The sequence below is a fragment of the Gemmatimonadales bacterium genome (genome assembly GCA_036279355.1).
Classification (GTDB): domain Bacteria; phylum Gemmatimonadota; class Gemmatimonadetes; order Gemmatimonadales; family GWC2-71-9; genus DASQPE01.
Window position 1 is genome coordinate 235,858 of sequence record DASUJH010000020.1, and the last position, 12,285, is coordinate 248,142.

Here is a 12,285-nt window from a genome sequence, read left to right on the forward strand (position 1 = left end):
TCAACAACCGAACCTCAAAGCCGCCACGCATCCACCAGGTGCTCCACCGCCATGGCACCCGCCGCATCCTCCACAACCCCGATCACGTCGAATCGATAGATGTCGCGCGGGCGCCCCCATCGAAGACGCCAGCACTCCGCCACCCGGGCCAGGATGGCCCGCTTCCGCCGCCCCACTGCCTCGGCCGGCGCCCCGAAGGCCGCGCCGCGCCGAGTCTTGACTTCGACGAACGCCACGACCCGGCCCTGGCGCGCCACCAAGTCGAGATCGTGCCGGCCCAGACGGAAGCGGTGGGCTTCGATCTCATAGCCGCGGGCGGCGAGGAATGCGAGCGCAACCCGCTCGCCCCGGAGTCCGCGCAGGTGGCGGGGATCGGTCCATTCGGATGGGGGCACGGGGTGCGCGCGCATGGGGGAATGGTAGTGCGCGCCGGACGGGGAGCTGTACCCAATCCGGGCGGGCGCCATCGAAACGACGCGAAGCATGCGATACGCCCGGCTCAGGCCAGACGTTCGGCGCCGCGCATCGCCGCGACCTGGTCGAATCGCGTCCCCGGCTGCCCCTCAACGAAGGGCTTATCGAGCACGATGGCGAGCGAGGCAGGGAGATCGCCTCGCCCCGGCCGCGTCGGCGAGCCGGGCCCGCATCATTCCCCCCGCTCCGCGCCGACGGGATTGCCCTCACCCGATTCCCGCCCCCTGCGCGTCTCACTCTGCACGTGGGCGGGCGCCGCAATGGCCGACAGGAACGCGCGCGCGTCCTGCACGGTCGCGAGCTGCACGTCAGCCACCGTGGGGCCCGCGCCCACATGCACGCTGATGCCGCCTTCCGGCATGGCGGCGAAGAGTTGTTCGTCGGTGCGGTCGTCGCCCATGGCGATCGCGAGCGTGCCTGACGGGAGCGTGCCGAGGACCCGCGCCGCGACTCGCCCTTTGTTGATGCCAGATGGCCGCACCTCGAGCACGCAGGAGCCTTCCAGCAGCTCGACCGAGCCGTCGGGGACGATGCCTCCGATCATCGCGCGGATCACGTGCAAGGCCTCCGCGGCCGCCGCCGGATCGGCGAGTCGATAATGCCAGGCGACACCCACGGTTTTCTGCTCCACGAGCGCGCCCGGCACCCGGACGGCGCAGGTCTCCAGCAGCGACACGATCTCTGCCCTCCGCGGGAGCACGCCGGCGGCCGTGCGCTGCCATTCGCCCCCCTCCGGCGGACGCCACCACAGCCCGTGCTCGGCGTACAGCCCCACGCCCAGATCGCCGAGCCAGGCGGCAAGTGTATCGCGGTCGCGCCCGCTCACGATGTGCACCGTCGTGCGAGGCCGCCGGGCGAGCGCCGACAACAGCGCGCGCAGTTCGCGATCCGGGGTGGCGGCGGCCGGCGTCCGGGCGATGGGCACGAGCGTGCCGTCGTAGTCCAACAGGAGCACCAGCTCGCGCGCGGCACGGGCGCGGGCGATCAGCTGCTGCGCCTGGGCCGCGCCGGCGTGCGGGCCGCCGGGCAGCACGGCGGCGAGCGCCGGCGGGGCCGCGGCGCCCCCCGGCGCGCTCGCCGCGCGCAGCGCCGCGAGGAAGTTTTGCGCCCATCGGTGCACGTCCGACGAGCGCACGGCGTCGCGTAGCGCGCGCATCCGGGCCCGGCGTTCGCCCGGTTCCATGTTGAGCGCGCGGGACAGGGCGCGCGCGGTGCGGTCGATATCGTACGGGTTCACCAGAAGCGCATCGCCCAACTCCGCCGCCGCCCCGGCGAACTCGCTCAGCACGAGGACGCCATCCTCGTCGGTGCGGCTCGCGACGAACTCCTTTGCGACGAGATTCATTCCGTCGCGGAGCGGCGTGACCACCATGACATCGCTCGCGCGGTACAGCGCGATCAGCTCGTCTTCCTCCAGGCTGCGCGCGATGTAATGGATCGGCGTCCAGGTCGGCGTCCCCAAGCTGCCGTTGATTCGACCGACCAGCCCGTCGATCTGCTCGCGGACGCGCCGATACGCCGGCACGTCGCCCCGGCTCGGCACACCGAGCTGTACCAGCCTCACTTCGCCCCGCAGCTCGGGATGCATCTGCAAGAGGCGCTCGAACGCGAGTAACCGGCGCGGGATGCCCTTGGTGTAGTCGAGCCGATCCACGCCGAGGAGGATGCGGCTGCGCTCGGCGCCGAGATACCGCGCGCTGTGCTGCGCCACCGCCGGCGTGCCCGCCACTCGGCAGAATCGCTCGACGTCGATGCCCATCGGGAAGACGCCGAGGCGCACCTCGCGCGATCCGAGCGCGACCCCACCCCGCCGCACGACGTCGCGCTCCACCGAGGCGCCAAGCACCCGGGAGATGGCCGCGGCGAAATTGTCGCGGTAGGCCTTCGTGTGAAATCCGATCAGGTCCGCGCCGAGCAGCCCCCCGAGCACCTCCACCCGTTCGGGGAGCGCGGAGAAGATCTCCGCCGGTGGAAAGGGGATGTGAAGGAAGAAGCCGATCCGCGCGTGCGGGTCCAGGCGGCGGAGGAAGAGCGGCACTCGCATCAGCTGATAGTCGTGGATCCAGACGAGATCGTCCGGCGCGAGCTGGGCGTGGATCGCATCGGCGAAGCGCTCGTTGATGCGCTCGTAGACGCCCCAGGGCCCGGGCCGGAGTGGCAAGCGGTCGATCTGCGAGTGGAAGAGGGGCCAGATGACGCCGTTCGAATAGTCCCGGTAATGCGCCGTCACCTCCTCGCCGGAAAGCGGGACGGGTACGCACCCATGGCGGCGCCAGAGCTCGGCCAGCGCGGGGCCGCCGGCGACCTCGTCCGCCAAGCCGGACCAGCCGAACCAGAGATCGTGCGCCGGATCGTGCACGCCCGTGAGTCCGGTCGCCAGCCCGCCGGCGCTCGGGCGCAGCACGATCCCGCCCGCACCGGCGGCCGCCGCCTCGGCGTCCTCTTGCACCGCGGTAAGCGGCAGTCGATTGGCGGCGATCAGGGTACGCGCCATGGCGGACATCCGGGGTGAGGGCGGCTGAACCTGCCGTCGGGACCTACTCGTCGGCGAAGAAGAATCGGGCGTCGATGTCGTGGGCTTCCATGGCGCCGACCAGGCGCGCGACCGCGGCGTCGATCCGTTCGCGTTCTCCCGCGGGCATCCGCCGGAGCGCGTGGAGCAAGCGACCCTGCGCGGCCTCCGGGGCACGCTCGGCCAGCGTGACGCCGCGCGGCGTGAGTGCCACCCGCACGACGCGGCGGTCGGCGCGGTCGCGGGAGCGGCGCACCAGTCCCCGCGCTTCCAGTCGGTGGAGCAGCGCCGAAAGGCTGCTCTGATGCACCACCAGCACCTGAGCCAATGCGCCGGCCGCGAGCGGTCCCTTGCGCGCGAGCACCTTGAGCGCCCAGAGCTGCGGGCCGGTGAGACCATAGGCCCGCTGCACTTCCTTCGAGTACACCTCCAGGGCTTTGACGATGCGGCGGAGCCCATGCACGATGCGCGCGACGTCCTGTTCGCTGCCGTCACGCGCCACGAGCGCCACTCCGGTGGCATCCGGCGCACCGGGTACTCGCGCTGCGGACTGGCGCGCCGATCCCGCCATAGCCTGCTCCCGGAAATGCTTTGATATCAATGTATAGCGGCGCAGGCCCGCGGCGCCATCCTCATGCCGCACGGCGCCCTTGCCCCCGGCCCCCGTCCGGTCCAAGTTGCGCCGAGGTCGACTACCCCCAATGCCTCCGCTCGTTGCCCCTCCTCGGCGCCTGGCCGCTCTCGCGGCGGTCGCCGCCGCGATCCTCGTCGGCGGCGCCTTGGCACGGCCCACCCGGCGAGTGCCGCCCGTGCAGGTGAGCGGCAGCTCGTCGGCCCATCTGGTCGTGCTGTCGCAGTCAGCCGCAGCGGACGCGCTGGCCCGCGCGTTCGGCGACCAGATCGCCGCGAGCGCACGTCACATCGTGCCGCTCCCGCCCGATTCGGCGGGCGGGCGGAGCGTCAGCGGCGTTCGCTGGCGGCCCGACGGGACCATCCTGCGCGCGACCGACTCGGCGTCCGCCGCGCTTGTGACGCTCGCGGATGGGCCTTCGCCGGCCGGCGGCGCGGCGCGCGCGGCGCGCGCGACGATCGATTCGGCAAACGCGGTGAAGCGGCCGTTCGCACAGCCCGGCACCGGTTGGGTGGTCATCGTCGGGCGGACCGGTCGCGACACCGCGTCGGCCGTGGCATGGAGCGGCGGCACCCGCGGTATTGTGTGCGACGGACGAAGGGTCGAGGCGCTCACCCTGAGCGCCTCGTTCGGTACCGGACTCCTCGGCGCCGGCGTGTTCGATCTTGACGACAACCTGGTGGGCGTCGTGCTGCGCTGCGGCGCCGAGCTCGAGGCGATCACGCCGCGCGCTGTGGCCGGGTTGCTCAAGCGGGGCCGCGAACCCGCTGCCCGCCTCTGGGCGCGCGCCGGGCTGCGGCTCGCGGTGGCTGACTCGGTGCTCGGCGCGTCCGCCCCCGACACTCTCATCGCGGTGGCGGCGCTCCGCCGCGGCGGTCCGCTCGACCTGGCCGGCCTGCGTCCGGGCGACGTGCTGCTCTCGATGGGAGGGCGCCCACCGCCGAAGCTGGACGCCGCGGTGGCTCTACTCGCCGACTCGGACGCGCTGGTGCAGGCGGGATCCCTCACCGTCTCCCGGCGCGGTGTCGACCGGCAGATTCGCATCGGCGCAGCGGCGAGCGGTCTGGCGCCCGAGCCCCTCGGCCTCACGCTCGCCCGCGGCGTGCCGTTGCTCGCCGTGTCTCCCGGGAGCGCGGCGGCGCGCGCGGGGCTCCGGGCGGGCGATCGGCTGCTCGAGGTGGACGGCCGCGCCGTGCGCGCGGAGTCGGACGTCGCCTCGCTCCTTCGCCGCGCCGCGCGGCGGCCGGTGCTGCTCGTCTACGAGCGCGACGGCGTGCTTCGGGGCGCGCCATTCGGCCCGACGCAGTGAGCGGCGCCCGCGAGCGGAGCGCCGGCGCATGAACGCGCTCACTGCCATCGGCGTCATTCTGCTGCTCGCGCTTCTGGCCGGCCACGCCGCCAAGCTCGTTCGCGTGCCCGAGGTGACCGGCTACATCCTGGCCGGGATTCTCGTCGGACCCTCGGCGCTCGGCCTCATTACCCACGAAAACCTGCAGGGACTCAGCGTGTTCAGCGAAATCGCGCTGGGCATGATCCTGTTCTCGATCGGTGCAGTGTTCGATCTCTCCGGCATCGGGCGCCTGGGCCGCGGGGTGCTCCGGCTCACGATCATCGAATCGACCCTGGCTTCCGTCATCGTCGCTGCCGGCGCAAAGATCGCGGGCCAGCCCTGGCCGGTGGCGTTGCTGCTCGGGGCCATTTCGATCGAAACTGCGGCCGCCTCCACCCTGATGGTGATTCGCGAGTACAACGCATCGGGGCCGCTCACCGACACGCTGATCGGTGTCATCGCCATCGACAACATCATCTGTCTGGTCAGCTTCAGCCTGATCGCCGCAGGACTCGACCTACACACGAGCGCGCTTACGGGCCGGGGCGCGCTTGCGGCGTGGGGCACCACGCTCTTCACGCTTGCGTGGCAGCTTGTGGGGTCGGTGGCGCTCGGCTATCTGGTGGGGCTACTGCTCGCGCAGTGGGCCTCGCGCGCGGTGGAGCACGGCGAGACCTTGATCCTGCTCTCCGGCTGCATCCTGCTCACCGTGGGGGTGGCGAGCGCGATCGATCTGTTTCCGCTGGTGGCGAGTCTCGCCGTCGGCGCGACGATGGTGAACCTCACGGACCGGAGCCGCAGCCTTTTCGCCGCAGTTGGGCGCACCGATCCGCCGCTCTACGCAATCTTCTTCGTGATTGCCGGCGCCGATCTCCGGCTCGGGCTGCTCAAATCACTTGGCCTGGTGGGCGTGATCTACGTGGTGGGCCGTGCGGTGGGCAAGCTCACGGGCGTGCGGCTTGCTGCCGGACGGATCGATGCCCCGCCGCACGTACGCGAGCTGCTCGGCTACTCGATGCTCTCGCAGGCGGGGCTCGCCATCGGCCTCGTGCTCACGACCCGCGAGCGTTTCCCCGCCCTCGCGCCCACGATCACCGCGGTCGTGCTGGGGGCGATCACGATCTTCGAGCTGGTCGGCCCGCTGGCCGCGCGCGCGGCGCTCATGCGGGCGAAGGAGACGTATCCGGACGAAGCGGAGGGGGTAGCGGGGTGAGCGCGGCAGCCTAGGCGCAGTACTCGTCCACCTGCTCGATGCCCACCCGCACGTCGCGCGGCTTGCTCCCATTGGCGGGCCCCAGAATCCCGGCGTCCTCGAGCTGGTCCATGATCCGGGCCGCCCGGCCGTAGCCGATGCCGAGCTTGCGCTGCAGGAGCGAGGTAGAGCCACCCTGGTTCTGCACGCAGGCCACGGCCGCCTCCTTGAAGAGCGGGTCGCGGTCGCCGGCCTCGGCGCCGGTGCCGTCGATCTGCCCGTCCGTCTCGCCGTCGGGCACCTCGTCCAGAATGTTGCTCTCGACGGCAGGCACCGCCCCGCGCTCGGCCCGCGCGGCCGCCCACGTGCGGTAGCGCTCCATGATGCGCTCGGATTCCTCGGTCGAGATGTAGGCGCCCTGCAGCCGCATCGGCTCGCTCTTGCCCGGTTCCAGGAAGAGCATGTCGCCCTTGCCCAGCAATGCCTCGGCGCCGTTGCCGTCGAGGATGGTGCGGCTGTCGACCTTCGACGCCACGCGGAAGGCGATCCGGCTCGGAAAGTTCGCCTTGATGAGTCCGGTGATGACGTTCACGCTCGGGCGCTGGGTGGCGAGGATGAGGTGCAACCCCACCGCGCGCGCCTTCTGCGCCAGCCGGGCGAGCGGCGTCTCGACGTCCGCCTGCACGGTCATCATGAGGTCGGCCAGCTCGTCCACCACCACGACGATGAGCGGAAGCTTCCCGCCGGTGTACGCCTCCTCGGCCGGCCCAGGCGGCGGGGTGTCGGGTGCCTCGGCGGCAATGTCGGTGAGCGTGATTCGCCGGGGCGCCGGGGTCCGGAGCGGCCTGCCCTCGAGAAGCTTGCGGTTGAAGTCGGCCGCGTTGCGCGCGCCGTTGGCCTCGAGCAGCGCGTAGCGCCGCTCCATCTCGCCCACCGCCCACTTGAGCACCCGCGCCGCTTCCTTGTTGTTGGTGACGACCGGATGCCGGAGATGGGGCAAGTCCTTGTACATCGACAGCTCGACCATCTTGGGATCGATCATCAGGAAGCGCAGGTCCTCCTTGTGCTGGTACTGGTAGATGAGCGACGTGATGATGGCGTTGATGCCCACCGACTTGCCGGTGCCGGTGGCGCCGGCGATGAGCAGGTGCGGCATCTTCGCGAGATCGGCGATGACGGGGCGCCCCTCGAGGTCGAGGCCGAGGGTGACGGGCAGGAGCCGCTCCTCACCGCTCCACTGCTCGTCCTCCAGCAGCTCGCGCAGCATCACGACCCGCGACTTGGGGTTCGGCACCTCGACGCCCACCATGTCGCGCCCGGGAATCCGCGCCACGCGGATGGAGCGCGCGCTCATCTTGAGGGCGAGGTCGTCGGCGAGCGTCACCAGCCGGATCATCTTGACGCCCGGCCGGAGCCGCACGCCATATTGGGTGACGACCGGACCGGTGGTACGTCCCGCCACGTCGCCTTCGACCTTGAACTCGGCCAGCGTCGCCTCGAGCCGCTCCTGCAAGTCGTCCAGCTCGGCCTCGCCCGCGTCGATGGCCGTGGTGCGCGGCGCGTCGAGCAGGTCGACCTCCCAGACGGGACCGAGATCCTCCGCGCCCGCTCCGCGGCGGGATTCCTGACGCTTGGGCGGCTTCGCCTTGCCACCCTTCGCCTTCGTGGCCGAGTCGCGGGCGGCGGACGCATTTGTGGTTGCCTCGGCGGCGTCGGCGGTGGGGGCCAGCACCTCAGCCGCCAGCGACCGCCTCGACGCACCCGCGCGCGGCGATCGCGCGGCGCCTGCCGGCTTCCGCTCGAGCCGATGCAGCGGATGCCATGCAAACGTCACCAGCGTAAGCGCCGAGAGGGCGAGAAAACCGAGCAGCACCGCGCCCGCCATCCCGACGCGGCCCGCGATGAGCTCGGCGAAGAACCCCGGCACCAGTCCCACGAGGCGAGCCGACAACGCGCGCTGCGCCACGTCGGGATCGAGCTCGGCCGGCGTCACCCGCGCGAACACGCCGGCGAGGTACGGCAGCAGCAGGCTCAGGCCGACAATGAGCACGGCCGCGCGCTTCATGTCGAGACCGCCCAACCGCTCGAACCCGGCGAGCGCGAGGCCGAGGCCCAGCACCGGCAGGCCCACCGCGCCGACGCCGAGCAGTTGCCAGAGCGCGTGTCCGACGGCGCGCCCCACCGGCCCCGTGACCGGCAGGGGCAGCAGCGTGAGTCCCATGAAGAGGCCCACGACGAGCGCGGTGAGCGCTCCGAGACGGCGGCGGGCGTCGGGGGTCATGCGGCGGGTGGGGCGACGGCGGGTGCTGCGACCGTGACCCGCCGTTCGTGGAAGTGCGGCAGCACCGGGTATGCATCCAGCCGCGCGGCGTCGCGGACGTCGTTCTGGAAGCCGAGCCGGATGAGCTCACGTCCTGCGCGGCTCCGGGCGAGGGGCCGCTCCCAGCGCTCGCCGTAGCGGCGGACCAGATCAAGGCTCGCGAGCGCCGCATCGTTCACCCCCCGGCGCGGGGTGCGGCCGCCGAGCGCGCCGGCCGCGAGCCGTCCGGCGGTGTACGCATCGTCGAGCCCGAAGGCGCCCTCGCGGCCCGCGCAGACGATCAGCACGTCGCGTCCCTGGGCCAGCGCGTCGCGGGCGCGTTCGGCCGCGGCGCTGAGATTGGCGGCGGCGGCGAGGTAGACGGCCGCAGCACCCTGCGCCGCGAGCAGCGCTTTGGTTCCGTTCGTCGTCGTAACGATGATTGTCCGCCCGCGCACTGCGTTCTCCGTCATCTCGAGCGGGCTGTTGCCCAGTGCGAATCCAGGAATCCGCACGCAGCGCGTTTCGCCGGCAAGGAGCACGTCCGCGCTGCCGATGGTCTGCGCGAGCCGAAGCGCCTCTTCGGTCGATGCGACCGGAATGATCGCCCTGGCGCCGTGGGTGAGCGCCGCGCACATCGCGGTGGTGGCACGCAGGATGTCGATCACGAACACCACACGGCCCTGCACCTCCTGCGGCGCGAGACCGGCGGGAGAGAACGCGACGTCGAGCCTCATGCGCCGGACTTGAACAGATGCGGCTGGCGCTCGAGGAACCGGGTGTCCACCCGCCCGGCGACGAAATCGGGGTGGCGGATGACGCGGGCGAGGAATGGGATCGTGGTGGTGATGCCCTCGAGGATGAAACTGTCGAGCGCCTGCCCCATCCGGGCGAGCGCCTCCGTGCGGGAATTGCCGTGCACGATGACCTTGGCGAGCAGCGAATCGTAGTACGGCGGCACCGTGTACCCGGCGTAGACATGCGTGTCGACCCGCACGCCGGGCCCGCCCGGCGGATGGTAGGCCGTGATGACCCCGGGAGACGGCTGAAAGTTCCGGTACGGGTCCTCGGCGTTGATGCGGCACTCGATGGCGTGGCCCCGCAGGTGATTGCCGTCGCCGCGGTAGCTGAGCGGCTCGCCGGCCGCGATGCGGATCTGGTCCTTCACGAGGTCGAAGCTCGTGACCATCTCGGTCACCGGGTGCTCGACCTGGATGCGGGTGTTCATCTCCATGAAGTAGAACCGCCCGTCGGTGTCGAGCAGGAACTCGATGGTGCCGGCGCCCTGGTAGCCGATGCGCGAGGCGAGCGCTACCGCCGCCTCGCCCATGCGGCAGCGCAGCTCGGCATCGAGCGCGGGGCTCGGGCTCTCCTCGATCAGCTTCTGGTGGCGGCGCTGCACCGAGCAGTCGCGCTCGCCCAAGTGCACTACGCGGCCCAGGGTGTCGCCCAGCACTTGGAGCTCGATGTGACGCGGATGCTCGAGGTATGTCTCGACATAGACGGCGCCGTTGCCAAACGCCGCCAGCGCCTCGTTCTGCGCCAGGCGGAACAGCTCGACGAACTGCTCGGCGTCGGTGGCGATCCGCATCCCTTTCCCGCCCCCGCCTGCCGTCGCCTTGATGATGACCGGAAAGCCGATCCCCTCGGCAAAGGCGAGCGCTTCGTCCGGCTCGTCAATGGTGCCGGGCGACCCGGGAATCGTGGGCACGCCCGCTTCCTGCGCCAGGCGGCGCGCAGTCGCCTTGTCGCCCATCTGGCGGATCTGATCGCCGGTGGGCCCGATGAAGGTGATGTTAGAGGCCCGGCAGGTATCGGCGAACTCGGCGTTCTCGGCCAGGAAGCCGTAGCCCGGGTGGATGGCGTCGGCGCCGGTGATCTCGGCCGCGGCGATGAGCGCCGGAATCTTGAGGTAGGAGCTGCGCGCGGGGGGCGGGCCGATGCAGACGTCGTCGTCGGCAAACCGCACGTGCAACGCCTCGCGGTCGGCTTCGCTGTATACGGCCACCGTCTGCAAGCCGAGCTCGCGGCAGGCGCGGATGACCCGCAGGGCAATCTCCCCGCGGTTCGCGATCAGCACCTTCCTGAACATCAGGGCGTGAGGTCGAGCGAACGTGCCGCGTCCGGCTCGCCGGTCACCTCGCTGAAGGTCCGGTCGGAGGCCGAGTCCACGCCCGAGACGCGCAGCGCGAACTCGCTCGGGTTCGACGAATAGAAGAGCGCGCTCTCGTACGTGACCATTCCCTCCTTGTACCACTTCATGAGCGATTGGTCGAACGACTGCATCCCGTAGCTCACGGTGCCTTCCGCGATCAGGTCGGGAATGTTGAGCGCCTTCTCAATGTCGCGGATGTTGTCGGCCACCGCCGCCGTATTGATGAGCACCTCTGCCGCGGGCACGCGACCCCGGCCGTCCTTGCGTGGCACCAGCCGCAGACACACCACGGCCGCGAGGGCCGTTGAGAGAAGCGAGCGGATCTCCTGATGCTGGTGCGGCGGATAGAAGGAGATGACGCGGTTGATGGTCTGGGTCGCGTCGGTAGTATGCAGCGTGGAGAAAACGAGGTGGCCGGTGTCCGCCGCCTTGAGCGCCGTGTCGAGCGTTTCCATGTCGCGGATCTCGCCGATCAGGATCACGTCCGGGTCCTGCCGGAGCACGTGGCGCAGCGCGGTGTCGAACGCGAGCGTATCGCTCCCCACTTCGCGCTGCGAGATGTTGGACATCACGTCGCGATGGAGGAATTCGATCGGGTCTTCGATCGTGATGATGTTGCAGCGGCGGTGCTGGTTCACATGGTGGATCATCGCCGCGAGCGCGGTGGACTTGCCGGACCCCGTGATGCCGGTGACCAGCACCAGTCCCCGCGGCTTGAGCGAGATCTCCTCGAGCACCTGAGGCAGGTTGAGCTCCCGGGTGGTCTTCACCTCGTAGGGAATGGCGCGGAAGGCGAACGCCAGCGTGCCCCGCTGCTGGTAGATGTTGGTGCGGAACCGCCCCACGCCCGGGACGCCGATGGCGAAGTCCGCCTCCTTCTTCTCGGCGAACTCCTTCACCTGGCGCGGCGTCATCACCTGCTCGGCCAGGCTCTTCAGGTCCTCCGGGCGGAGCGGCGCCATTTCAAGCGTCGCCAAGTCGCCATTCACCCGCACGGTGGGCGAGCGCCCTACCTTGAGCAGCAGGTCCGACGCGTTGCGCTGCACCATCTGCGCGATGGCCTGCTTGAAGTTGAACGGCGGCGAGGCCGCGCCCGCGGTCGGCTCAGCCATTGGGGTCGACCCTGAAGAGCACCTGTCCGAACTCCACCGGCTGCGCATCGTCCACCGCGACCTCGCGCACGACACCGGCCACCTCGGCTTCGATCTCGTTCATGATCTTCATTGCCTCGATGATGCACACCGTCTGGCCCGGGGTGACGCGGGCGCCCACGCTCACGTACGGTTCGGCGCCGGGCTCCGGCGCGCGATAGAACGTCCCCACCATCGGCGAACGCACTTCCTTGAGCCCGGACGGGGGACTCTGGATCGCTCCGGAACCCTCCGCGCCGCCCCTTGGAAGCGCGGCGGGTGCGGCCGGCGCCGCCGCGTGCGCGACCGGCGGCAACGCAGCGCCCGGCGGGATTCCGGGGATTGCGACGATCGACGGGCCCGCGGCCGCCGCCGTCCGGGTGATCACGACGCCGGTGCCGAACCAGCCCTTCACCTCGATCGACCCGATCTCCGGCGACTCGCGCAGGAGCTGTGCGAGCCGCCGAACGTCCTTCAGGTCGATGGACTTGATGCCCGGGACCGTCTGGAGCAGCTCGGCGAGCTGCTGCATCTCTTGTGGGGTCATAGTCGGGTGCTAGGG

The 12,285-nt window shown here is 70.9% G+C and carries 10 protein-coding genes and 1 pseudogene; 3 read left to right on the forward strand and 8 right to left on the reverse strand.

Annotated elements, in window-relative coordinates:
• Positions 1-14 precede the first annotated feature (14 nt).
• From VFW66_05440 to VFW66_05450, 3 genes are all read right to left on the reverse strand, one after another.
• On the reverse strand, positions 15-410 hold the full coding sequence (locus VFW66_05440) for a YraN family protein (protein ID HEX5386124.1): 396 nt from the start codon (positions 408-410) through the stop codon (positions 15-17).
• A 236-nt stretch (positions 411-646) separates the two neighbouring features.
• Entirely contained in the window at positions 647-2,968 is a 2,322-nt protein-coding gene (locus VFW66_05445; protein HEX5386125.1) for a bifunctional alpha,alpha-trehalose-phosphate synthase (UDP-forming)/trehalose-phosphatase, read from the reverse strand.
• Between the two features lie 43 nt (positions 2,969-3,011).
• Positions 3,012-3,557, reverse strand: a complete 546-nt coding sequence (locus tag VFW66_05450) for a MarR family transcriptional regulator (GenBank protein HEX5386126.1) — start codon at positions 3,555-3,557, stop codon at positions 3,012-3,014.
• Between the two features lie 130 nt (positions 3,558-3,687).
• On the opposite strand from VFW66_05450, the pseudogene VFW66_05455 reads away from it, so the two are divergent.
• From VFW66_05455 to VFW66_05465, 3 genes and pseudogenes are all read left to right on the forward strand, one after another.
• A pseudogene (locus VFW66_05455) lies at positions 3,688-4,584 on the forward strand (S1C family serine protease).
• Between the two features lie 21 nt (positions 4,585-4,605).
• Positions 4,606-4,926: a PDZ domain-containing protein gene (locus VFW66_05460; GenBank protein HEX5386127.1), complete on the forward strand. Its 321-nt coding sequence runs from the start codon at positions 4,606-4,608 to the stop codon at positions 4,924-4,926.
• Between the two features lie 28 nt (positions 4,927-4,954).
• Entirely contained in the window at positions 4,955-6,160 is a 1,206-nt protein-coding gene (locus tag VFW66_05465) for a cation:proton antiporter (GenBank protein HEX5386128.1), read from the forward strand.
• Between the two features lie 10 nt (positions 6,161-6,170).
• Here the strand turns inward: VFW66_05465 and VFW66_05470 are convergent, their stop codons facing one another.
• The 5 genes from VFW66_05470 to accB are packed head-to-tail and all read right to left on the reverse strand — an operon-like array spanning position 6,171 to position 12,270.
• The gene (locus VFW66_05470; GenBank protein HEX5386129.1) at positions 6,171-8,420 is read right to left on the reverse strand and encodes a DNA translocase FtsK; all 2,250 of its coding nucleotides are present in this window, start codon (positions 8,418-8,420) and stop codon (positions 6,171-6,173) included.
• Positions 8,417-9,175: a 2-phosphosulfolactate phosphatase gene (locus VFW66_05475; protein HEX5386130.1), complete on the reverse strand. Its 759-nt coding sequence runs from the start codon at positions 9,173-9,175 to the stop codon at positions 8,417-8,419. The genes VFW66_05470 and VFW66_05475 overlap by 4 nt, the downstream gene beginning before the upstream one ends.
• On the reverse strand, positions 9,172-10,530 hold the full coding sequence (gene accC / locus VFW66_05480; protein ID HEX5386131.1) for an acetyl-CoA carboxylase biotin carboxylase subunit: 1,359 nt from the start codon (positions 10,528-10,530) through the stop codon (positions 9,172-9,174). The genes VFW66_05475 and accC overlap by 4 nt, the downstream gene beginning before the upstream one ends.
• Positions 10,530-11,705: a PilT/PilU family type 4a pilus ATPase gene (locus tag VFW66_05485; GenBank protein HEX5386132.1), complete on the reverse strand. Its 1,176-nt coding sequence runs from the start codon at positions 11,703-11,705 to the stop codon at positions 10,530-10,532. The genes accC and VFW66_05485 overlap by 1 nt, the downstream gene beginning before the upstream one ends.
• Positions 11,698-12,270 (reverse strand): acetyl-CoA carboxylase biotin carboxyl carrier protein, encoded by a 573-nt coding sequence (gene accB, locus VFW66_05490; GenBank protein ID HEX5386133.1) that lies wholly within the window; start codon positions 12,268-12,270, stop codon positions 11,698-11,700. The genes VFW66_05485 and accB overlap by 8 nt, the downstream gene beginning before the upstream one ends.
• Positions 12,271-12,285: the final 15 nt, after the last annotated feature.